20 protein-coding genes are annotated in these 23,749 nt (G+C 53.7%); 9 read left to right on the top strand and 11 right to left on the bottom strand.

Features of this window, described 5'->3' with window-relative positions; genetic code table 11:
• Window positions 1-8 precede the first annotated feature (8 nt).
• From gltX to QZ554_RS02420, 8 genes are all read right to left on the bottom strand, one after another.
• Window positions 9-1,532, bottom strand: a complete 1,524-nt coding sequence (gene gltX, locus QZ554_RS02385; RefSeq protein WP_297194052.1) for a glutamate--tRNA ligase — start codon at window positions 1,530-1,532, stop codon at window positions 9-11.
• A gap of 25 nt (window positions 1,533-1,557) precedes the next feature.
• Entirely contained in the window at window positions 1,558-1,884 is a 327-nt protein-coding gene (locus QZ554_RS02390) for a hypothetical protein (RefSeq protein WP_297194055.1), read from the bottom strand.
• Window positions 1,881-2,741: a DUF4296 domain-containing protein gene (locus QZ554_RS02395; protein WP_297194057.1), complete on the bottom strand. Its 861-nt coding sequence runs from the start codon at window positions 2,739-2,741 to the stop codon at window positions 1,881-1,883. Before QZ554_RS02395 ends, QZ554_RS02390 begins: the two co-directional genes overlap by 4 nt.
• A 2-nt stretch (window positions 2,742-2,743) precedes the next feature.
• Window positions 2,744-3,412: a lipoprotein signal peptidase gene (locus tag QZ554_RS02400; RefSeq protein ID WP_297194059.1), complete on the bottom strand. Its 669-nt coding sequence runs from the start codon at window positions 3,410-3,412 to the stop codon at window positions 2,744-2,746.
• A gap of 2 nt (window positions 3,413-3,414) precedes the next feature.
• Complete coding sequence (locus QZ554_RS02405; RefSeq protein ID WP_297194061.1) at window positions 3,415-3,798, bottom strand: TraR/DksA C4-type zinc finger protein; 384 nt, start codon at window positions 3,796-3,798, stop codon at window positions 3,415-3,417.
• 70 nt (window positions 3,799-3,868) lie between these two features.
• Window positions 3,869-7,300: an isoleucine--tRNA ligase gene (gene ileS, locus QZ554_RS02410; RefSeq protein ID WP_297194063.1), complete on the bottom strand. Its 3,432-nt coding sequence runs from the start codon at window positions 7,298-7,300 to the stop codon at window positions 3,869-3,871.
• 130 nt (window positions 7,301-7,430) lie between these two features.
• On the bottom strand, window positions 7,431-8,153 hold the full coding sequence (locus QZ554_RS02415; RefSeq protein WP_297194065.1) for a porin family protein: 723 nt from the start codon (window positions 8,151-8,153) through the stop codon (window positions 7,431-7,433).
• 20 nt (window positions 8,154-8,173) lie between these two features.
• Window positions 8,174-8,755: a sigma-70 family RNA polymerase sigma factor gene (locus QZ554_RS02420; protein ID WP_297194067.1), complete on the bottom strand. Its 582-nt coding sequence runs from the start codon at window positions 8,753-8,755 to the stop codon at window positions 8,174-8,176.
• 735 nt (window positions 8,756-9,490) lie between these two features.
• Between QZ554_RS02420 and QZ554_RS02425 the strand changes: the two genes are divergently transcribed.
• The 9 genes from QZ554_RS02425 to QZ554_RS02465 all read left to right on the top strand — a co-directional run bounded on the left by QZ554_RS02425 (window position 9,491) and on the right by QZ554_RS02465 (window position 17,953).
• Window positions 9,491-10,639, top strand: coding sequence for an NYN domain-containing protein (locus QZ554_RS02425; RefSeq protein ID WP_297194068.1), 1,149 nt, complete (start codon window positions 9,491-9,493; stop codon window positions 10,637-10,639).
• 377 nt (window positions 10,640-11,016) lie between these two features.
• Complete coding sequence (locus QZ554_RS02430; RefSeq protein WP_297194069.1) at window positions 11,017-11,472, top strand: SoxR reducing system RseC family protein; 456 nt, start codon at window positions 11,017-11,019, stop codon at window positions 11,470-11,472.
• 7 nt (window positions 11,473-11,479) lie between these two features.
• Window positions 11,480-12,430, top strand: a complete 951-nt coding sequence (locus QZ554_RS02435) for a Fe-S cluster domain-containing protein (protein WP_297194071.1) — start codon at window positions 11,480-11,482, stop codon at window positions 12,428-12,430.
• Window positions 12,431-12,472: 42 nt separating this feature from the next.
• On the top strand, window positions 12,473-13,807 hold the full coding sequence (gene rsxC, locus QZ554_RS02440) for an electron transport complex subunit RsxC (RefSeq protein WP_297194073.1): 1,335 nt from the start codon (window positions 12,473-12,475) through the stop codon (window positions 13,805-13,807).
• Between the two features lie 7 nt (window positions 13,808-13,814).
• The gene (locus QZ554_RS02445; protein WP_297194075.1) at window positions 13,815-14,792 is read left to right on the top strand and encodes an RnfABCDGE type electron transport complex subunit D; all 978 of its coding nucleotides are present in this window, start codon (window positions 13,815-13,817) and stop codon (window positions 14,790-14,792) included.
• A 3-nt stretch (window positions 14,793-14,795) separates the two neighbouring features.
• The gene (locus QZ554_RS02450) at window positions 14,796-15,488 is read left to right on the top strand and encodes an RnfABCDGE type electron transport complex subunit G (protein WP_297194077.1); all 693 of its coding nucleotides are present in this window, start codon (window positions 14,796-14,798) and stop codon (window positions 15,486-15,488) included.
• Between the two features lie 284 nt (window positions 15,489-15,772).
• A complete protein-coding gene (locus tag QZ554_RS02455; protein ID WP_297177648.1) occupies window positions 15,773-16,360 on the top strand; it encodes an electron transport complex subunit E in 588 nt (195 codons plus the stop codon).
• Between the two features lie 30 nt (window positions 16,361-16,390).
• On the top strand, window positions 16,391-16,969 hold the full coding sequence (gene rsxA / locus QZ554_RS02460; protein ID WP_297194087.1) for an electron transport complex subunit RsxA: 579 nt from the start codon (window positions 16,391-16,393) through the stop codon (window positions 16,967-16,969).
• A gap of 285 nt (window positions 16,970-17,254) precedes the next feature.
• Window positions 17,255-17,953, top strand: a complete 699-nt coding sequence (locus QZ554_RS02465) for a hypothetical protein (protein WP_297194079.1) — start codon at window positions 17,255-17,257, stop codon at window positions 17,951-17,953.
• 136 nt (window positions 17,954-18,089) lie between these two features.
• Here QZ554_RS02465 and dnaK read toward each other — a convergent pair whose 3' ends face one another.
• The 3 genes from dnaK to QZ554_RS02480 all read right to left on the bottom strand — a co-directional run bounded on the left by dnaK (window position 18,090) and on the right by QZ554_RS02480 (window position 23,237).
• Complete coding sequence (dnaK, locus tag QZ554_RS02470; RefSeq protein WP_297194081.1) at window positions 18,090-19,985, bottom strand: molecular chaperone DnaK; 1,896 nt, start codon at window positions 19,983-19,985, stop codon at window positions 18,090-18,092.
• A gap of 223 nt (window positions 19,986-20,208) precedes the next feature.
• Window positions 20,209-20,811, bottom strand: a complete 603-nt coding sequence (locus QZ554_RS02475; protein ID WP_297194083.1) for a hypothetical protein — start codon at window positions 20,809-20,811, stop codon at window positions 20,209-20,211.
• Window positions 20,812-20,903: 92 nt separating this feature from the next.
• Complete coding sequence (locus QZ554_RS02480; RefSeq protein ID WP_297194085.1) at window positions 20,904-23,237, bottom strand: TonB-dependent receptor; 2,334 nt, start codon at window positions 23,235-23,237, stop codon at window positions 20,904-20,906.
• Window positions 23,238-23,749 lie beyond the last annotated feature (512 nt).

The following is a 23,749-nucleotide window of genomic DNA, read 5'->3' on the forward strand; positions in this document are numbered from 1 at the left end:
ATGCAGGCTTATCCAAGGGCCTCAATGATACGAGCAAGACGACGAAGCGTCTCCTCGCGCCCTAGGAGTGCCGTGATATCAAAGAGATGAGGGCCCTTAGCTGCACCGACTAGTGCGAGACGGAAGCAGTTCATTACTGCTCCCAGCCCGTAACCACGCTCCTCGATCCAGGCCTTGACTCGCTGCTCTGTATCCTCAGCTGGCAGATCCTCGGCAAGTGATGTAAGTAGCTCCATTAGCTCCCGCATCTGCGATGCACTCTCAGCCTTCCATCTCTTAGCTACCGTCTTCTCATCATACGCTGTAGGGGCAGCGAAGAAATAGCTAAGCTGGTCAAATAGCTCGGGAAGAGTCTGTGCTCGCTCCTTGACAAGTGCGACACAGCGGACGACGAAATCGAGATCAAAGGGATAGTGCGCCTCCTCGAAGTGAGGACGTAGGAGCAAGGCTAGTCGCTCATCAGAGGACTGCTGGATGTAGTGGTGATTGAACCACTTTCCCTTCTCGTAGTCAAACTTCGCTCCAGCCTTACTGCACTTCTCTATGTCAAAGTAGCGGACGAGTTCCTCTAGGCTCATGACTTCACTATGGTCATTGCCTGGATTCCATCCAAGTAGTGCCACGAAGTTCACTACAGCCTCGGGGAGGTAGCCACTCTCCCTGTACCCAGAGGAAACCTCCCCTGTCTTCGGATCAACCCAGCGAAGGGGGAAGACTGGGAAGCCAAGCCGATCACCATCACGCTTGCTGAGCTTACCATTACCCTCGGGCTTGAGTAGGAGAGCTAGGTGAGCAAAGCGAGGCATGGTATCCTCCCAGCCAAAGGCACGATAGAGCAGGACATGCAGTGGAGAGCTAGGGAGCCACTCCTCACCACGTATCACGTGTGTGATCTGCATGAGATGGTCATCTACGATATTGGCTAAGTGGTAGGTAGGTAGGTCATCGGCACTCTTGTAGAGCACCTTGTCATCGAGGACAGAGCTATTGAAGGTCACACGTCCACGGATCATATCATCCACCTCTACCTCTACATTAGGCTCTACGAGAAAGCGCACGACATGCTGTACGCCAGAGTCGAGCAGGCGATCCACTTCTTCCCTTGGCAGGCTCAGAGAATTGCGCATAGCTCCACGCGTGGAAGCATCATACTGGAAATTCGGGATACTCCGACGCTTCTCCTCTAGCTCCTCGGGTGTATCGAAGGCAATATAGGCCTTCCCCTTGTCTAGCAGTTCCTTGACATAGATTCGATAGATGTCTCGACGTTCACTCTGGCGATAAGGGCCGAGATCTCCACCATAGCTTACACCTTCGTCAAAGCGTATCCCTAGCCACTCGAGGGCTTCGATAATATAAGCTTCAGTACCAGGGACGAAGCGCTGACTATCCGTATCCTCGATGCGTAGGAGGAGCTCTCCACCGTGTGCCTTGGCGAATAGATAGTTGTAGAGAGCGGTGCGTACACCTCCTATATGGAGTGCCCCAGTGGGACTAGGGGCAAAGCGTACTCGGACTTTTCGTTCAGACATATGATATAGTTTATTTATGTTAGCCCTATGCCCCAGCCTTGGTCTCATGAGGGAGGAGTAGCCTCCACGAGCCATGCTTCTCAGTGAGACCTATCAAGGTGGGGAAGTCAATAAACTCCTCACACCCTTGCTCTAGAGGGAGGGTTGGAGCGACTAATGTAATAGTTCCGTTAATGAATATCGTTCGCTCCGTCTCCTCTGTGAAGGGGCGAAGCTCAAGAGTACCTGCAGGAGTAAGCCGAACAGCTATCCAGCGAGCTCTATAGCCTCCGAGACGAAGGTTATGACTAGCATAGAAGGGCGAGGGAGTCTCTCGTTCCCCTCCTCTAGGTGTAAGTCGATTGGGGATCATAGTGGCTCAGGAGCATTCTCCTCCTCCCCTACAGATAGGACTTCCTCCTCTGCAGGAGCCTCGGGAGAGAGGGACTTATAACGAGCAAAGCTAAAGCTATCGACTGCAAGTAGCTGCCCCTTGGCTATCGGAGCAAAGCCTCTAAGGCTACCATAGGCCGTACGCATAGATTTGCCCTCGGGGAGCTCTATAGTTAGCTCATGTAGCCCTGAGCGGGAGAGAGTAAGAAGCTTAGATAGCTGGGTAGAGTCCGTGAGTGCAATATGCAGACTGAGGTTAAGAGGTTTGCTCCCCTTTGCCCCCTGACCATGAACTCGTACAGCAAAGGTGATGCGTGTCCCTCCTCCATAGTCCACATTGGGCGTGTACTCGAAGGTTCGCTCTACATAGCTCCCCGCAGGGTAGTAGGAGATACTGTCTCGTAGTAGGTTCACCGAGTCTAGGTCTCCTGCATACCAGCGTCGGAGCCTATCCTGGATGTTGTCTAGACTGTCTATACGACGCTTGAGTAGGGTCTGCCTATTGGTTAGATCAGCCGAAGCGTACTCATAGATCTTTGTATAGTTCTCTAGCTCGTGGGTGCTGTACCAGACGAGCGAGCTATCCCAGTCCTGGAGCGTGATGTCATAGCGTGCTAATAGGGTCTGATAGCCTATGATCCGAAGGCTATCCGAGAACCCTCGTTCGGAAAACGAAGCCTCCGCCATCGCCATCTCCCCCATGATACGCTGCATTGTCTGCAGATCCACCCGATTCCACCCACGGGAGCGACAGCCCTGCATCCCACCGAGGGAGAGGATCACTAGGGCTAGGTAAGCCGTGAGACGTGAGCATATAAGACGTCGGGCGGGTAGCATGGCTATACCTCTGGTGGAGTAGAGGGGGTCTTCCCCTTGCGCTGAAGGAGCTCTAGAGCTGTGGTGCAGGTCTTGCGGTAGAACAGAAGCAAGATGAGTACGCCTACGGTGATGCAGGAGTCGGCAAAGTTGAAGATCGGACTAAAGAAGACAAAGGGTTCACCTGCATGGATGGGACTCCAGCTGGGATAGGTAGTCCGTATGATCGGGAAGTAGAGCATGTCTACGACCTTGCCATGTAGGAAGTCCCCATAGCCCTGCCCCCAAGTGACGAATTGTGCCACCGAACCATGACTAGAGGTGAACACCTCACCATAGAAGAGACAGTCTATGATATTGCCGAAGCCTCCTGCTACAACGAGCGAGATGCACAAGATAAAAGGTAAGCTAAACCGCCCCATACGGATAATCCTAATGAGGAAGTAGAGTCCTGCGCTCATGGCTAGAATACGGAAGAGAGTCAGTAGGAGCTTACTCCCAATGGTGATCCCATACGCCATCCCCTCGTTCTCCACGAAGTAGATCTTGAACCACGAGGTGATCTCGTGCATCTCTCCCTCGATCATCGTCGTCTTCACCCAGATCTTCGTTGCTTGGTCGATGACTAGGAGGAGGAAGATAAATGCGAGGCAGATAATTAAGTTGTTTCTGGTGCCTTTGCCTTCGGTCATGCTTATTTCTTCTCGTTGAGCTTTGCCTCTATGCTCAGAGTGGCATGAGGCACAGCGCGTAGGCGTTCCTTAGGGATGAGCTTACCCGTCTCACGGCAGATGCCATAGGTCTTATTCTCTATACGGCGTAGGGCAGCCTGGAGGTTGTGAATGAACTTCAGCAGACGCTCAGCCATACGTCCTGCCTCGCCCTTAGAGAGCGATGCTGCGCCTTCGTGGACAGCCTTGAAGGTAGGGAGTGTATCGGCCACATCGTTCTCCGAGGAGTTCGTCGCACTGCCTCGCAGTAGCTCGTAGTCCTTAATAGCCTGATCCAGCTTGTGTAGGATCAGTTCCTTAAATTCCTGGAGTTCCTCGTCCGTGTAAGAGGTCTTTTCTGTACTCATTGGATAGTATAGTGGGTAAAGGGCTGGGCGAGGAGACTCTAAAGAGGAGACTCTTCACCCAGCTCGTGTTTTAGATATTCTCTCGCTCGATATATATCGGGATAAGTCTGTCGTCTAGATCCATCTCCAGTAGCGGAGTGAAGCCCGTACGTTGGTCGATGCTGACAGCTTGTACCTCACGGGCGATGTAGGAGCCATAGAGAGCAAGTACCTTCGCTAGCTCCTCATCCTCGGGCAGGAGGACTCGGATGCGGTCACTGACCTCAAATCCACTCTGCTTCCTCAGATTCTGTATGCGGTTGATGAGTTCGCGTGCAGTACCCTCTAGGCGTAGCTCATCGGTGACTGTAATATCTAGGGCGATGGTCAGTGTCCCTTCATTGGCTACGAGCCATCCAGGGATGTCCTCCGAATAGATATCCACATCCTCACGTTCGAGGACGACCTCTGTGTTTGCGACGCTTAGGGAGAGCATACCTGCTCGCTCCAGCTCTAGGATCTGAGCCTGCTCGAGGGTAGTGAGTGCCTCTGCTAGGGGCTTCATGATCTTACCATAGCGTGGCCCTAGCTTCTTGAAGTCGGGGCGAATACGCTTGACGAGGATCCCTTCACCTCCGTCCGATACGAACTTCAGTTCCTTGAGATTGACCTCGCTAAGGATCAATGGGATGACGGGCTCGATCGCAGCACGCTCCTCGGCACTCGTCACGGGAATCATAAGGCGTTGTAGGGGCTGACGCACCTTGATATTCACCTTACGTCTTAGGGCTAGCACCATGGAGCAGATGCTCTGTGCTAGGCTCATGCTCTGCTCTAGCTCAGCATTGATAGCAGAGCGGTCTGCCACGGGGAAGTCTGCTAGGTGCACTGAGTGCTCCGTAGCATTCGTCCCTCGGCTGACGAGGTCTCGATAGAGCTGATCTGCATAGAAGGGTGCAATAGGTGCCATGAGCTTCGCCACGGTGACCAAGCAACGATAGAGAGTCTGGTAGGCGGAGAGCTTGTCGGTCGTCATCTCGCCTGCCCAGAAGCGGCGACGAGAGAGACGTACGTACCAGTTGCTCAGCTGCTCGGAGACGAAGTCCCCGATAGCACGAGCAGCCTTGGTGGGCTCGTAGTCCTCGAGATCACGGTCTACCTCTAGGATGAGGCTGTTGAGAGCAGAGAGGATCCAGCGGTCGATCTCTGCTCGCTCACTGAGGGGTACTTCTGCTGCCTCTGCAGTGAAACCATCGAGGTTGGCATACAGAGCGAAGAACTGATAAGTATTGTAGAGTGTGGCGAAGAACTTACGGCGCACCTCGTCTATTCCCTCTAGGTCAAACTTGAGGTTATCCCATGGAGAGGAGTTGCTGATCATGTACCAGCGTAGAGGATCAGAGCCGTATTCTTGGATTGTAGAGAAGGGGTCTACGGCGTTGCCGAGACGCTTACTCATCTTGTTCCCATTCTTGTCTAGTACGAGGCCGTTAGAGATAACAGCCTTGTAGGAGCTCTGGTGGGAGACCATCGTGGCGATGGCGTGTAGGGTGAAGAACCACCCACGTGTCTGGTCTACACCCTCTGCGATAAAGTCCGCAGGGAAGGCTCGGCCACTCTCCAGCAGTTCCTTATTCTCGAAGGGGTAGTGTAGCTGGGCATAGGGCATAGCACCTGAGTCAAACCATACGTCTATGAGGTCTGTCTCCCTGCGCATAGGCTTACCCGAGGGTGAGACGAGGATGAACTCATCCACGTAGGGACGATGCAGGTCGATCTTGTCGTAGTTCTCCTGCGTATAGAGACCTGGAGTAAAGTCTGCCCAAGGGTTCTTATCCATGAAGCCTGCCTGCACGGAGCGTTCTATCTCGTTGTAGAGCTCCTCGACAGAGCTGATGCAGATCTCCTCCTGCCCATCCTCTGTACGCCATATAGGTAGGGGTGTACCCCAATAGCGACTACGGGAGAGGTTCCAGTCCTGGAGGTTCTCCAGCCACTTGCCAAAGCGTCCAGAGCCTGTGCTCTCGGGCTTCCAATTGATTTTATTATTGAGCTCCATCATCTCTTCCCTACATGCTGTGGTACGTATGAACCAGCTGTCTAGGGGGTAGTAGAGGACAGGCTTATCTGTTCGCCAGCAGTGGGGATAGGAGTGTACGTGCTTCTCTATGCGGAAGACCTTCCCCTCACCCTTGAGGTGTAGTGCGATGGAGACGTCTAGGCTCTCATCGCTCTCGGCGAGGGTCTCATCGTAGGCATTCTTGACAAATCGCCCTGCAAACTCGCCGTAGGCATCGACGTTCACTGAGGACTGTACAAACTGAGGGTCGAGATCCTCTATACGGTAAAGTCGCCCACGCATATCCACCATCGGACGCTCGTTACCGTCTCTGTCTCGGACGAGGAGTGCCCCGATGTTGCTCTGCTTGGCTACCTTGTTGTCATCAGCCCCGAAGGTAGGAGCGATATGTACGATCCCCGTACCGTCACTCGTGGTAACGAAGTCACCTGAGATCACTCGGAAGGCATCCCCATTAGGGGTCATCCAGGGAAGTAGCTGCTCGTAGTGCATACCCACGAGTTCGCTACCCTGCCAGCGTCCGACAATCTGATAGGGGAGTTTCTTATCACCCTTTTGGTAAGCCTGGAGTGCCTCTTGCCCCTCAAGTTCCTGAGCGAAGAGGGTGTGCAGCAGGGGCAGAGCTAGGACTACCGTGATGGGGTCACCGCTATAGGGGTTGAAGGTGCGTACGGCTACGTACTCGATCGTAGGCCCGACGCAGAGAGCGGTGTTGGAGGGAAGTGTCCAGGGGGTTGTCGTCCAAGCGAGGAAATAGGCAGCCCCATGACCCTTCATCTCTTCCTTAGGATCCAGGATGGGGAACTGTGCGATACAGGTCGTATCCTTCACGTCCCGATAGCATCCAGGCTGATTCAGTTCGTGGGTACTGAGTCCTGTCCCAGCTGCTGGGGAGTAGGGTTGTATGGTGTAGCCTTTGTAGAGTAGCCCCTTCTTGTAGATGACGCTAAGGAGATACCAAAGACTCTCTATATATCTATTGTCGTAGGTGATGTAGGGGTGCTTCATGTCCACCCAGTAGCCCATGAGACGTGTCAGTTCCTCCCATTCCTGGGTGTACTTCATCACCTCACGGCGACAAGCCGCATTGTAGTCAGCGACACTGATGCTCTTGCCGATATCTTCCTTGGTGATCCCGAGGGCCTTCTCTACGCCTAGCTCCACGGGCAAGCCATGGGTATCCCAGCCTGCCTTACGGTCTACGCGATAGCCCTTCATCGTCTTATACCGACAGAAGATATCCTTGATTGAGCGAGCCATGACGTGGTGAATACCCGGCATACCATTAGCAGAGGGTGGACCTTCGTAGAAGACAAAGGAGGGAGCACCCTCTCTCAATGCTAGGCTTCGGGCGAAGAGATCTTCTTCCTGCCATTGGTGCAGGACCTTCTGATTAATCCCTGCTAGCAGTAAGCTCTCGTATTCGGGGAACTTTTGGCTCATAAATCGTCGCTACTTATAATGGTGTATCGGGGGAAGGTCAAGAGCCTCTCTTCCCTCCTCCCTACAGCATACTATACTAAAAAACGCTACAAAGATACGTTTTTACATCGTACGTACTCTAAGCACGCCCCTACTCAAAGCTAAAGGAGAGCAGGATCATACGTGTCTTCACCCGCTCCAGTGCCTGCGTATAGTAGATGCGGCGATCCTCCCCCAAGTCCCTGCGATCGGTATCCAGTGCATTGCCCAGCCCATAGCTAAAGGTAAGCTGGGGAGAGAGCTTGAAGAGGCGGAAGTAGAGATCACAGCCAAAGCCCAACGAGGCTCCATAGTCTAGTGCACGCAGGCGAAGCACATCCCCCCGACGACCACCGAGGATAGTCTGCCCATAGATCCCCGCAGAGATGTAGGGACGGGTATTGCCAAGTCGCACAGCTCCCCACTTCAGCTCTAGGGGTAGACTCACCGAATGCATCTTCACACCATACCGCCCGACCTCTCGCTGGCCATCCGTATAAGCCACCTCACTCTCCCCTAGATGTAGGGTAGGCATGAGACGCAGCTCCAGCCCCGATCCTAGGGCAAGTCCTCCGACGACACCCACGCTAAAGCCGGGCTGGTAGCTCGGAGTCTCACCCCAGAGTGTCGTGCCCTCGGGTGTTGGCTTTCCCCTACTCACTATGTGCAGGTCGGAGGTGTGCAGCCCGATACGAAAGCCTAGATAGTAGCGACGCAGATCTACATACGGCTGGTGCTGGATGACCTCCCTCTGTGCATGAGCCTCTGTGCCCACCCCTAGAGAGGGGGCACAGAGGCTCATAGCTAGTAGCAGTGAGTGCTTGGGTAGGGTCATTGGGGATAAGGGGGGACGGGCTACGAGCGCATGTGTCGCTTCAGATGTGCTAGAGCATAGCGCATCCGCCCTAGAGCGGTATTGATACTTACCCCCGTCTGCTCGGCGATCTCCTTGAAGCTCATATCCTCCCAGTAGCGAAGGCGCACGACCTCCTGTTGCTCTTGAGAGAGATTGCGGATACCCTCACTGAGGTCGGTGAGGTGCTCCCTGAGGATGATTGCCTCCTCAGCACTAAGGTCTGATGAGGGTACCTGGAGTGTCTGTAGGGGCTGCTCAGGATCATTGCTCTCGATAGGCTGGGAAGTCCCACGAGCCTTCTGTCTGCGGAAGTGATCGATCACAAGGTTGTGTGCTACACGTCCTAACCAGCTCTTAAACTTACCTTCCGCCGTATAGCGTCCTTGCCTAATAGTGAGCATTACCTTGATGAAGACCTCTTGAAAGACGTCCTCTACCTGGTCTTCGTCTGAGATGGAATAGCGGATATAGGTATGCACGTACGCATCATACCGCATCAGCAACTCATTAAAAGCCTCATTGCAACCTGCAGCGTAGAGATGAACGAGTTCATCATCTATCATGCCTTCATATCTTTTCATTTCCGTCTTACTTTTATACCGCCATACTCCATCCCATTTGGGGCGATCCCTTGGGGGCTTCTGTACGGTGGTTCGACCTTACTTTATATAGATATGTAATGCTACTCCTATAGGCTATCTATTATGTTGTCAGACTTGTTATATTCGGGATGAATCGTGTACGTGTGCCTGAGGATCTCCTCGGCTTCCTTCAGTACAAATTAAAGAATATGTTTTGAGACTTCCAAATCCCCCTCCTTTCCCACTCCTACACTTCCCCAATAAACTCTGCGAAGACAAGCCCTAGAGAGCTCTATCTCTACCCGCTCCGAGGTGCCCCCACTACCTACCAAGAGGTACCCTCGTAACCTCCCGAGAGGTATCGAGGGAAACCCCAAAGAGGTAATAGGGGCACCTATTTTGTCCTTTGATGGAGCAGAGAGGAAAGGCTTGCTCGCAAATAGGGGTAGTCTTGGCACGAAAGAGGAGAAGAAGCCTAAGGGTACATTAAAGTGTGTCTTAAGAGGAGTAGAGGGAGGGGCTTAAGAAAAACTGAGGGCGAGTTTTCCAAGGAAAAAAAGGGGAAGCTTTACACGGAGCAAAGGGTTAGGAATAGGGCTTTCCCATCCTCCACAAGGCGGTACCTCAGAAGGGCATTTTGCCCGATAGCATCGGCCTTTTAGGCAAAAAAGCTATCTTTGTAGGCCGTGGGCAAGTCCTTTGCCTTCCCATGGATAACAATTTAATTTTTGCATTATGACTAAAGAGAAAAAATCTCAACTCACCCGTGTAGGTATCTTCTACGACGGCAATTACTTTTGGCATGTTAGTACCTTTTATTATCAGCATCACGAACGCAAGAGTAGACTAAGTGTGGGGGGGCTACATCGCTTCCTACGTTATCAGATTGCACAGATGGAGTCCACACAGCCTGAGCTGTGTAAGATCGTAGACGCTCACTACTTCCGTGGTCGCCTTTCCGCTAGTGAGGCTGCCAAGGCTGCAGGGGATGTATTGTTCTACGAGCGACTCTTCGATGATGTACTCAACGCTGAAGGGGTTACACAGCACCACCTGCCCCTATCTCGTGCTGGTAAGGGGAAGAAGAAGGAGAAGGGAGTGGATGTCCTCTTTGCTCTAGAGGCTTACGAACGTGCACTTCATCAGGAGTTTGATGTCGTGGTACTCATTGCAGCCGATGGGGACTATATTCCACTCGTCAAGAAGCTTCACGCCCTTGGTACTCGTGTGATGGTACTGGGATGGGATCTGGAGCATGAGGGAGAGCAGAAGAAGGAACCTACGACGACCTATACCTCGTTTGAACTTTTAGAGGAAGCGACTTATCCCGTGATGATGAACGAACTCATCGATAGCCGTGCCTATCGTAGTGACCCCATCATCAATGGTCTATTTGTAGCCAAGAGTGGAGCTGACGACCGACTAAGAGACACCAAGGGTCGCCCCTATCAGGCACCTACGGCTCGCACACGTCCTGTCCCCAATCCTACGGAGCTCAAAGAAGCCGATACCACTGATCAAGATGGCGAGGCAGAAGTAAAGCTTGCCGAAGAGCCCCAGCCCGAGCTCACCATGACCGTGCAGGAATCCCTTCCCACACCTGAGGTCAAGGTCGTAGGCAAGATCCAGCTCCCAGACCTAGATGAGCATATCAAGCGTGCCAGCGAGCCTCTACCTGAAATATCAGAGGGGTATATCAATGCACTCAAGGCAGGCTTCGGCTTCATCGACGTCGGGCTTGGAGAGAATGCCTTCTTCCACTACAAGAGCCTCTCCGGGGTAGTCTTCAACAACCTCTCCGTAGGCGATCACGTAGAGCTAGAGCTTGACCGTAACGAGAAGGGACAGCTCATCGCCAAGAACGTCTCCCTAATCCTTGACTAGTAAAGGCCTTGGCTCCGCCCAGTGAGCCTCACCAAGTCCACTAGGGACAGCTAGAGACGGAGGATACCTCCACCTAGCTGTCCCTAGTCCTATTATATAATGTATAAGTAGAAGTACAAAGTAGAGCCCATCCCCCTCAAGCAACACACCCAACCTCCCTCACACCCCCAAAAGCCCCTTAACCACCAGTTAAAAAGACCCTCCACTGTAAAAATACCTGACGCTACCTAAAAACGGGGAGAAACATCCTTGTATCTTTCTGAAAGAATACCTACTTTTGTTGATGTGATTTGTATGGGGGTTCCCCTCCCCTGCGGAGCGGGTACCCTGATCTGAGCTGATAACTACAGCTCCTCACCATTCAAGGTATCACCACTATGAACGGAAAGAACTCTGGGTCAGAGCGGCGCATGGGGATCGTGGCAGCAGTGCACCCCGGCGAGCTTATCGTGAAGATCCAGCAGCTGAGCGCCTGTACTGGGTGCCACGCCAAGGACTTCTGCACTACTGCCGACTGCAAGGATCGCCTGCTGGCGATACAGACACACCAGGCTGAACGCTATGAGGTCGGCCAGGCAGTCATCGTTGAGGGTAAGAATAGCATCGGTCGGCGAGCTATCCTACTAGCCTTCGTTACTCCCCTACTCCTACTGCTCTTAGCTCTAGGTATAGGCCAGGAGATTTTGTGCTGGAGTGAGACCAGCTCGATTCTCCTTGCCCTCGCCACCCTCTGCCTCTATTACCTGACTCTCTACGCCTGCTCTCATGGACTCAGACGCACCCTAGCACTAGAGGTACATCCCCTCAATCCCTCAGATACATATCAACGCTAATCATACTATGGGTATCACGATAGCTGTACTCGCACTCATCGGAGCACTCGGAGCAGGACTGCTCTACATCGTATCAAAGAAATTCGAGGTCAAGGAAGACCCACGTATAGCAGAGGTCGCTGAGGTCTTGCCCCAGGCCAATTGTGGAGGCTGCGGTTTCCCCGGCTGTGCAGCTTTCGCAGCGGCTTGTGCCAAGAGCGAGGGCGGACTAGACGGACTCTTCTGCCCCGTCGGAGGCTCACCTGTGATGGAGAAGGTCGGAACGATCCTCGGGATGGCCGCAGAAAAGAAAGATCCACTCGTCGCCGTGGTACGCTGTAATGGTACCTGCGAGGCTCGCCCTAGAACCAACGTCTATGACGGCGCATCCAGCTGTGCCGTTGCCTCAGCCCTCTACAAGGGGGACACCGACTGCAGCTGGGGATGTCTCGGTATGGCTGACTGTGTACATGCGTGCGAATTCGACGCTATGTATATGGATAGCGAGACCAGACTTCCCGTAATAATTGAGGACAAGTGCGTCGCCTGCGGTGCTTGCGTCAAGGCTTGTCCCAAGTTCATCATAGAACTAAGACGTCGAGGCCCCAAGGGCCGAAGGATCTTCGTCAGTTGCGTCAATAAGGACAAGGGAGGTGTAGCGAAGAAGGCCTGTGGGAATGCCTGCATCGGCTGTTCACTCTGCTTCAAGGAGTGTAAGTTCGAGGCCATTACCATTGCCGACAACCTCTCCTACATCGATCACACCAAATGCAGGCTCTGCCGTAAGTGCGTGGTGGTATGTCCTACCCATGCGATCCACGAGATCGGCTTCCCTCCTCCCAAGAAAGAGACGCCCAAGGAAGAGACTGCACCTAGCACCACTCCCCCACCCTCATCCTCTGAGGCTACCCCTACTGCCGAGACGACACCTCCCGCACCCGTAGCCCCCACGACTCCCTCTACCCCTACCGCATCCTAGCGGGTAGTATCATCATCAGACACGCTCATACCTCATAGATATATGCTACGCACGTTTCGCCTCGGTGGCATTCATCCCCCCGAGAACAAGCTCTCAGCAGGATGTCCTATCCAGCCTATATCCCTGCCCAAGGAGGTCATCATACCCATAGGACAGCACATAGGCGCACCAGCTGTACCTACCGTCCAAAAGGGTGATCAGGTCAAGGTAGGCACTGTGATCGCTAAGACGGGTGGATTCGTCTCAGCTAATATCCATTCCTCCGTCACGGGGAAGGTGACTAAGATCGATGGTTTCTACGACTCAGGCGGGTACAAACGCCCCGCTATCGTCATCGCCGTTGCTCCAGAAGAAGAGTGGGAGGAGGGGATAGACCGCTCCGAGGACTTGGTCACAGAGTGTTCGTTAGAGCCCAAGGAGATCATCGACAGGATTGCCGCCTCGGGGATCGTAGGGCTGGGGGGAGCGACCTTCCCCACCCACGTCAAGCTCTCCCCACCTCCTGGGCAAAAGGCTGAGGTACTTATCATCAATGCTGTGGAGTGTGAGCCCTACCTCACCTCTGACCATCAGCTCATGCTCTCCAAGGGGGCAGAGATACTCGTCGGGGTCAAGATCCTCATGAAGGCACTCGGTGTCTCTAGAGCTGTCATCGGCATAGAGAACAATAAGGCTGATGCCATCCTACACCTCACCCAGCTAGCAAAGGCCTATACGGACATCACCGTCATGCCCCTCAAGGTTCAGTATCCTCAGGGGGGAGAAAAGCAGCTCATTGATGCTGTACTTCGCAAGCAGATCAAGAGCGGAGCCCTCCCCATCTCTGCTGGTGCCGTCGTGCAGAATGTAGGGACAGTCTTCGCCGTCTACGAGGCAGTCCAGAAGAACAAACCCCTCGTAGAGCGTATCGTAACTGTGACGGGGAAGCACCTAGAGAAGCCCTCCAACTACCACGCTCGTATTGGTATCCCCATTGGACACCTCATAGAGGCCTCTGGTGGACTCCCCGAGGATACCGGTAAAATCATCGGCGGAGGACCTATGATGGGCAAGGCACTGCTGGGCACGGAGGTTCCCGTCACTAAGGGGACTTCGGGGATCTTGATCCTTCCCCAAGAGGATGCTGTCCGCCGTCCCATGAGAAACTGTATCCGCTGTGCCAAGTGTGTCTCGGTATGTCCTATGGGGCTTAACCCTGCCTTCCTCATGAGAGACGTGCAGTATGCCGACTGGGAGACTACGGAGAAGAACTATATCGTAGACTGTATCGAGTGTGGCTCTTGTAGCTATACCTGCCCATCGAATCGCCCACTACTCGACTTCATCCGCATAGGCAAGCAAAAGGTCACCGCTATCATACGTTCACGCAAAAGCTAAGTGGTACATGGATAAACTAATCATCTCTCCCTCCCCGCACATACACAGCGGAGATAGCGTGGAGCGCAACATGTACGCTGTCCTCCTCGCCCTCATACCAGCCTGTCTCGTATCGCTGGCAACCTTTGGGCTCGGAGCTCTCATCGTCCTCGCAGTCAGTGTCCTCTCCTGCATCATCGTCGAATGGCTCATCACCAAGTACCTCTACGGGACAGAGCCTACCATCCGTGATGGATCCGCCATCCTGACAGGCGTCCTCCTTGGGATGAACCTTCCCTCTAGCCTCCCTTGGTGGATCGTCGCTATCGGCGCCATCATTGCCATAGGTGTGGGGAAGATGAGCTTCGGGGGACTCGGGGGGAATATCTTCAATCCTGCCCTCGTAGGTCGAGTCTTCCTCCTGATCGCCTATCCAGCACAGATGACCCTTTGGCCCAAGGCTGGACAGATACTTCACTACACCGATGCCACTACTGGGGCTACACCGCTGGGTGTGGCGAAGGCTATCCAGTCTGGAGCGCCAGGTATGTCTTGGGATCAAGTCCCCTCTACCCTAGATATGCTCCTCGGGCTACACGGGGGGAGCCTCGGTGAGATCAGTGCAATCGCGCTACTGCTGGGCTTGGCATTCCTCCTCTATAAGCGGGTAATCACTTGGCATATTCCTGTTTCAGTGCTGGGGACGGCCTTCGCCTTCTCTGGCCTAATGCACCTCATCAACCCTGCGCTCTATCCCTCACCGTTCTTTCACCTGCTCACTGGGGGGATGATGCTCGGTGCTATCTTCATGGCCACCGACTATGTGACGAGTCCGATGAGCCAGCGTGGTCAGCTCCTCTATGGGGCACTTATCGGTCTCCTGACGATCCTTATCCGCCTCTTCGGTAGCTACCCAGAGGGGATGTCATTTGCCATCCTCATCATGAATGGCTTCACACCTCTGATCAATATATATATCCGCCCTCGACACTTCGGCGGACGATAGGCTATGGCAAAACTCAGCTCGACACTCCGCAACATGCTCCTCTCCCTAACGGGGATCTGCATCATCGTCTCCGGTATCCTCGCCTTGGTCAATAAGGTGACAAAAGCCCCCATTGAGGAGGCTCAAGTCAAGGCCAAAGTCGAGGCAATTAGTGCCGTGACACCGAAGTTTGATAACAACCCCTTCGCCGAGCGCCTGCGCTTCCTTCCCGAGGGTGAGTCCGACTCCCTTACCGTGTATCCGGCCAAGATGGGAGGCCAGCTCGTGGGCTTCGCGATAGAGAGCTACACCCTCAAGGGCTTCAGTGGACTGATCTCCGTGATGGTGGGCTTCGATGCCTCGGGCAAGCTCGTGGACTTCTCTGTCCTTCAGCACGCAGAGAGCCCTGGGCTTGGGTCACTGATTCCCGAATGGTTCCACGAAAAGAGCCAGACGGGTGGTATCCGTGACATGCGAGGGCTTGACATGAAGGCTGTTTCTCCCCTCTCCGTCTCCAAGGATGGAGGTAAGGTCGATGCCATCACGGCGGCTACGATTAGTAGCCGAGCCTTCTTAGACGCTGTCAATCGTGCCTGGAGCGTCTTCACCTCGCTACAAGCACAGGGACTAGGTACGTCCTCTGGGAACGGGCAAGGAGGTATAGCCAGCTCTGCTACCCCAAGTGCAGATAGCCTTCCCCCATCCCCCACCCACTGATGGCCCAGAGGTAACATCTTCATCACCTCCTCAGCATCGCATCAGAAGCCCCCACGAAGGGACTCCCAGCAGCTCCTACTCTGAGGCTTCCACCGATACTCCTCACAGCTCTCTCTAACAAGCTAAAACAGCTTCCCTAGATACCCCGATAGAGTTTCCCTCACTACCCCTAGAGAGGTAGCTCCACTACCTCACAAGAGCTTCCCCCGATACCTCAAAAAGGGTATCAGCAAAGCTCACAAGGCGGGGAAGAGGTGACCTCCTCCACTTACTCCCTTTATCCAATGAATCCACTAGCTATCATACGCAACGGCATTACGACGGAGAACCCTACCTTCGTCCTCTTGCTCGGGATGTGCCCGACACTAGCTACGACCAGTTCAGCTGCCAATGGTATGGCCATGGGACTAGCTACGATGTTTGTGCTCATCTGCTCCAACACCGTCATCTCCATGATCAAGAGCCTCGTCCCCGATGCTGTGCGTATCCCGAGCTTCATCGTAGTGATAGCAGGCTTTGTGACGATCGTACAGCTTCTGATGCAGGCCTATGTACCCTCCCTCTATGCCTCTCTAGGGTTGTTCATCCCTCTTATCGTAGTGAACTGTATCGTACTTGGACGTGCAGAGGCAGTGGCAGCTAAGCAATCAGTCCTACACTCGACGCTTGATGGGCTGGGGATAGGCTTAGGCTTCACCTGCTCGCTGACTCTACTAGGCTTCGTGCGTGAGCTGCTAGGGGCAGGTACGATCTTTGGGCACGCTGTCTATCCCAAGGAATACGGGGCACTGCTCTTTGTCCTTGCCCCAGGAGCTTTCATCGTTTTAGGCTATCTCATCGCCCTGTCTAACAAGATTGGGAAGAAGAAGTAACCCCTCCACCTCTAAGTACAGATCCTCATGATACATTACCTGCTGATCTTTGTTGCTGCGGTCTTTGTCAATAACGTCGTCTTCTCACAGTTCCTCGGTATCTGCCCCTTCCTAGGCGTATCGAAGAAGATCGACACTGCCCTAGGGATGGGAGCAGCTGTTACCTTCGTCCTTGCCCTCTCGACGATGTGCACGTTCCTCCTACAGCGGTTTGTCCTCGAGCCCCTCGATATGGTCTACATGCAGACGATCTCCTTTATCCTTGTGATTGCTGCACTAGTACAGATGGTGGAGATTATCCTGAAGAAGGTCTCTCCAGCCCTCTACCAAGCCCTCGGGGTCTTCCTACCGCTAATCACGACGAACTGCTGTGTGCTCGGGGTGGCAATCTTAGTCATTCAGAAGGAGTTCAATCTACTGGAAAGTGTGGTCTACGCCGTATCGATAGCCCTAGGCTTCACACTGGCATTAGCTGTCTTCGCTGGTATCAGAGAGCAGCTAGCACGTACCCAGCTCCCCCCTTCGATGAAGGGAATACCCATTGCCCTCATCTCTGCCGGCATCCTAGCTATGGCCTTCATGGGCTTCAGCGGGATGGTACGCATCTAATTCTTCGACACCTTACAGCAGTCCCCTCTCCCTAGCTCTAGGGGGAGGGGACTGCGTTTTTAGGGAGAAAGGGATCTCATACTGTGGGACTTTTTCTCTACCTTTACTGCGCCTGAGTAGCCCAACTACTTAGGGATAGTACAAGACAACAAATCTCACTGTAATCGTATGAATCTACGTGGCACGCTTACTACCTTTCTCTTGATTAGTCTGAGCCTTCCCCTCGTGGCACAGCAAAGAGCCATCGATACTACACAAGAGAGAACACTCTCTAATGGAAGGACCATGATCAAGGCCAGCCCCCTAGGCTTCATCTTTGGGAACTATTTCCTATCTGGCGAGCGAGTCCTGACTCAGGGACTTAGCCTAGGTCTAGAGGTCGGTACCCGCTTCCCTTCTCCAGGAAGAGCCTATACCTCCAAATACTACAGCTATAGATCAGGAGGCTTACTGTGGCCTAGCGTCTCCAACCTTAGCTACTTCACCATCACCCCAGAGCTCCGCTGGTATACCAATGGGGGACTAGGGCATGGCTTCTACATCTCCCTCTATTACCGCTACCTGGATATAAAGCAACGCAACATCCAGGCAAACCTCCTCATCCCCCAACAAGGCAAAGCTCCTCTCGATGGAGTGGTGACGTACCAAGAGCACCTCAAGACTCATGCCCTCGGGCTAGGTATCGGGGCTCAGTGGCTCCTGGGGAGAAAGAAAAATATTGTCCTCGACTGGTACATCATCGGGGTAAGCAACGGACGTGGCTCTGGATGGGTCGAAGGGTCATATAAGTTCTATGACAAGCAACCCCATACGTCCGAAATTGATGCAAGCACACTGGAGAATCTCCTACTAGATGAAACAGAGTCTGACTCCGAAGGTATCAAGACTACACTCGATAAGCAAGCTCAGACTTTTAGGATAACGGGGCTTCGCACCACCGTCATCTCTCCACGTCTTGGGCTCTCTATCGGCTTCCGTTTCTAAGTACAACCCAAAGGCTCCTACTCCAAGAGGTCAAGGGGCAGTAAACAAGCAAAGGGGGTGCATCCACTAGGGATGCACCGCCTTTGTTATCTATATGAGCCTCCCGAGACTTCGCTCGGAGAGGAACTCATTGCGCTTACTTTACTTCCTCGAAGTCAGCATCGGTGATATTGTCACCAGAGGCCTGCGAAGAGGAAGCAGACTGCCCTGCAGCTGGATCAGCAGCACCAGCGTTAGCGTGGTGGTACATCTCCTCACTCGCTGCCTGGAATGCCGACTGTACCTCAGCCGTAGCTGCGTCGATACCTTCGATGTTCTGTGCGGAGTGAGCTTCCTTGAGCTTAGCGAGAGCACTCTCAACAGCTGCCTTCTTATCCGCAGAGAGCTTATCACCAAATTCCTTCAGCTGCTTCTCCGTCTGGAAGATCAGACTATCTGCCTGATTGAGCTTCGTGATACGCTCGCTTTCGCGCTTGTCTGCCTCGGCATTAGCCGTAGCCTCATCCTTCATACGCTTGATCTCGTCATCGGAGAGACCGCTGGAGGCTTCGATCCGGATCTTCTGCTGCTTACCCGTAGCCTTGTCCAGAGCGGTTACGTTGAGGATACCATTAGCATCTATATCGAAGGTTACCTCGATCTGTGGCGTCTGGCGTGGAGCAGGTGCTACCTCGAGCTTGAAGCGACCGATACTCTTATTATCCTTAGCGAGAGAGCGCTCACCCTGTAGGACATGGATCTCTACCTCGGGCTGGTTATCAACAGCGGTGGTGAAGATCTCGCTCTTCTTCGTTGGGATCGTTGTATTGGCATCGATGAGGCGGGTCATCACACCACCCATGGTCTCGATACCGAGGGAGAGAGGAGTGACGTCTAGTAGGAGCACGTCCTTGATCTCACCCGTCAGCACACCACCCTGGATAGCGGCACCTACAGCAACCACTTCGTCAGGATTTACGCCCTTTGAAGGGGCCTTCCCGAAGATCTTTTCTACTATTTCCTGAATAGCAGGTATACGGGTAGAGCCACCTACGAGGATGACTTCATCGATGTCGGTTCTTGAGAGGCCAGCATCACGAAGTGCCTGTTCACATGGAGCGACACAAGCCTGGATAAGGCGATCGGCGAGCTGCTCAAACTTAGCACGAGTCAGCGTGCGTACTAGGTGCTTGGGGATACCGCCCACAGGCATGATGTAGGGGAGGTTAATCTCCGTACTTGTCGTGCTAGATAGCTCGATCTTTGCCTTTTCAGCTGCCTCCTTGAGACGCTGCATAGCCATCGGATCTTGACGTAGATCCACACCTTCGTCTGCCTTGAACTCGTCAGCAAGCCAGTCTATAATCACGTGGTCGAAGTCATCACCACCTAGGTGGGTGTCACCGTTGGTAGAGCGCACCTCGAAGACCCCATCCCCGAGCTCAAGGATCGAGATATCGAATGTACCACCACCGAGGTCAAAGACGGCGATCTTCATATCCTTATTTGCCTTATCTAGGCCGTAAGCCAGAGAAGCGGCAGTGGGCTCATTGACGATACGTCGTACGTTAAGCCCTGCGATCTCACCTGCTTCCTTTGTAGCCTGACGCTGGGCATCGTTGAAGTAAGCTGGTACGGTAATGACCGCATCGGTTACTTCTTGTCCGAGGTAGTCTTCGGCGGTCTTCTTCATCTTCTGTAGAATGATAGCCGAGATCTCCTGTGGTGTGTAGAGCCGTCCATCGATATCTACACGAGGTGTATTGTTGTCGCCTCGTTCCACCTTGTAGGGGACACGAGATAGTTCATCCTTGACCTGCTCGTAGGTTTCACCCATAAAGCGCTTGATCGAGTAGATGGTCTTTGTAGGATTCGTGATAGCCTGACGCTTGGCAGGGTCACCTACCTTACGCTCGCCGCCATCGATGAAGGCTACGACAGAGGGTGTCGTACGCTTGCCTTCACTGTTTGTGATAACGATAGGCTCGTTACCTTCGAGGACTGCGACACAAGAGTTCGTCGTCCCTAAGTCTATTCCAATGATCTTTCCCATAATGTTTATTTCGTTGTTGTTCTATTTTTAGTTTGACTTACGCCCTACTAAAGACAAAGCCTATGCCAAAGAACTGACACCCTCCTCATGTGACAAACTGTCACTTACCTCCCCGCTCTCCCATGCCACACTATACCTATAATATATATAAGCGACAGCCCTACCGCGAGGAGTACTCTGCGGTAGGGCTGTCGATCAAGCGTAGACTCTACGTGGAGGCTACCTATAGGTGGAACTCGATCCCGAGGAGGAGATTAGCAGGCGAGAAGGATAGGCCGAAGCCTGAGGAACTCGTTCCCTCTCCCCCGGAGAAGGCAAACTTATTACGATAGCCGAGGAAGCCCCAGTACATATTCAGGTGAATAAGGCGAGATAGCTCTAGGCTCATCCCTGGGCGTACCCCGATCTCGAAGCCGGTCGTCCCACCGCCAGAGCTGACACCCAGTCCACCCTCTAGGTAGAAGTGCAGTGGATTGGTATGTGCAAAGTAGTAGCGGGCAAAGGGACGTAGGAGGAAGTAGGTCGTAGAGGCTCCCTGCTGCGATTGGTTCTGCAGCGAGAGGTTGGCACCGAAGCCTAGATCCTCGTTGAGGAGGTACATGAGGCCAGGAGATACGGCGACGGATGTAGTCTTGGCATCTTCGTTACGCCAGAAGGAGAAGTTCCCCCCGAGGACGAAGCGCCTAGAGTCCCCATAGCTGGGGGCAGGTGCAGAGGTGGTACGCCTTGCCGTCACGTGGTACTGAGCTAGAGCTGGGACGCTGGTGGCGAGGCCAAGGATGGCTACGAGTGCCATGCCCCACCGGCGGATAGTCTGGTTCATCATAAGTCTTATTTATTAGTTGTTAGTGATTGGAGTCTACTGTACACAAAGGTAACAAACTTTTTGACTTACAGACTATTTTTGCTCAATATCCACTACAGACGTATGCTAAGATCGACACCGAGCGAACGAGGGGCAGAGGTCTGTACCATAGCTCCACCAGGCATCGGTGAGGCGGCAGAGAAGATGGTGTAGGAGCGGTCTGCCAGATTGTTACCCCAGAGGGCTAGGCTTAGTCGCTCGTAGGCTACCCCGAGACGTGCCCGAAGGTTCGTCTGTAGGGGTTCAGAGGTGCTATTGTCCTCCGTCCAATAGATACGTCCAAAGCCCATGCACTCTGCTTCGCCAAAGAGGTGGAACTTGCCCCCTACATGCTCATGGAAGGAAAGCATACCGCTGAAGGTGTGCTGAGGGATGAAGGGTACGACATTCCCCTTCTTCGCCCGACCTGTTTCCTCGGTAAATCGGGCATCTGTCAGGCTATAGGTTGCCTGGGCAGAAAGCGAGCCAAGGAGACGCTTGCTGGCTGACAGCTCCACACCTAATGTGCGTGATCCTCCAGCGTTGCCCACGATACGTCCTGCGCCTGTGCTCACGAAGCGGGTAAGCTGTAGATCACGAACCTGCATGAGGTAGAGCGATCCCTCTAGACGAAGCCCTAGTGTAGGGTCATCGTAGCGTCCCCCGATCTCGTAGCTCCAGCTGTGCTCGGGGCGGTAGGAAGTCCGCTCGGGAAGGGTCGTCGTGTCAAAGGGGCGACCTAGGCCAGCTCCTGCACTCAGAGTATTCTGAGTCTGCACCTGTAGCACGAGGTCGGAGAAGGATTGTTCGTTGAAGCCTCCAGCCTTATGCCCTCGGGTAATAGTAGCATGAAGGGTAAGGTGGTCCAGGGGCTTCCACTGCAGAGCTAGCTTTGGGATGAGGTGCCAGTACTCGCTCTTCTGCGCCCCTCGTAGTGAGACAGCCTGCCCTGCGATGATACTATTGTCCGTAGGGTTCTTTAGGGCAAAGTCCTCCAGCCCGCGCACATCATAGTCGAGGTCGTGACGCTCATAGTCCAGGCGAAGACCCGCCGTGAGGGTAAAGGCCTTACCGAGGGCAAGTGCGCTCTCGTGATACAGAGCTAGCCCCCAGTCAGGCATAGAGAAGGCATTGAGGTTCACTGCATCCGCCCCACCTGGACGAGGTACATACTGGTAGGCAGGGATACGAGTAGCAGCCTGAGGGTTACGGGCTGCGATCTGTCGCTTCATCTGGGCGATCCCTTGGGCGATCAGCAGGCTCGCCCCTCGGGGGGAATAGGTCACGGGGACGTCGATCTTCTTCGCATCGTAGTAGCCGAAGAGCCCTGCACTCCAGCGATACTTCGCCTCCTCACTAGTCAGACCTTTTAGGATAAACTCCTGTGTGAAGCCATGCTCCCTCAGTCGCTGATCCGCCATGAAGAGGTGCATACTAGAGGCGTCCATGTCGAGCTGGGCACGGTCATACAGATACTGATAGCTCGAGGCAGACTGGAGCTGGAGACCTTCGCTTAGTCGGTAGCCGATGAGGAAGCGAGTCGTAGCAGTATGCCGTTCGTAGGTCTCGGGGAAATCAGCGGATAGGGCAAGGGGCTTGCGGGTCTGGACATCCAGCAGTCTATAGGGGAAGCCTCCTTGGTTTACGTAGTCCCCTTGGAGACTTAGTGCCATATCGAGGCGATCGTTGGGGCGAAGCTCCAGCTTGGCAAAGCCCGCTACCATACGTAGGCTATCCTGCTTGGCCTTCGTTGTCTCGTTGTAGAAATACCCTTGGCGCATCGAGCCTGAGAGCCCATAGCTTAGCCCGAGGGTCTCACTGAGGCGTAGGGCTTGTTCTACCGAGGCACGCAGATAACCATGAGTCCCTGCAGAGAGCCTAGCCTCCCCACCCGGTCGGTCAAAGGCAGAGCGGGTATAGTAGCTGATGATCCCCGACATAGCGTTGCGCCCATAGAGCGTTCCTTGGGGGCCTCGGAGCACCTCGATACCAGAGATGCCAGGGAGGTCAAGGTTGAAGCCCGACTTATTGAGCACAGGCACTCCATCTAGGTATAGTCCTATCGTCTGTCCGGTACTACGGGCACCGCTACCACGGAGGTATATAGCTGCACTGCGCTTAGAGCCGTAGTCGGGGATGAAGAGGCTGGGCACACGGCTCGTTAGATCCGTCACCCCCTGGATGCGGTAGAGCCGGAGTTCCTTGCTGTTGATCCAGGTTAGGCTCACGGGAGCCTGCCCCGAAGGTGCCGTCATACGCTGGGGGACATAGCCACTGATGACCACCTCATCCAGCAGGTGCAGAGCTAGGCTATCCTGCCCTTCGGCTGAGGCAAGTTCGGGTGTGGAGCAGGCAAGGAGCCCTACGAAGGCTGTCAGGGGAAGGATACCCCTATGCTTATCGTTCATTATGGAGAGTAAACCTTTTATTGGTGATAAATTTCTGCTTTCAGAGTACAAAATTATAGCCCTAGCACCTATACTTTAACACAACTAGAGAATTCCCCCCTTATCCATCAGAAAATAGTACGAATATCCCGTTTTATCCATCCAAAAGGTACGAGATAGAGCCAACGCAGGCAGCTGGGAGCCCTCGCTGGAGGTAGTGAGGGAACCTAGATCCAGGTAGCAGGCAAACCTCTCCCGAGGTAGTGGACATACCTCTGCCGAGGTACCCCTAGCACCTCGAGAGAAGCCTTGGGGTGGGCTCTATCTACATACCTTCGTGAGCCTAGTGTAGGAGCGAGGAAAGCCCTTCGCAGGTAGGCTCGATAGAGCCGTGCGGTATAAACGAAAATATCGGTTATCTTTGCCTTAGACTTAGTTCTACCCATCTATACCCTCGTGGGTTAAGTGGTGGTACTCAGAGCTATCAACTGTACAGATTCATATATACCTAGATCAATGGAAAAGATCCAAGG

This window comes from uncultured Porphyromonas sp. (assembly GCF_915070105.1).
GTDB lineage: Bacteria > Bacteroidota > Bacteroidia > Bacteroidales > Porphyromonadaceae > Porphyromonas.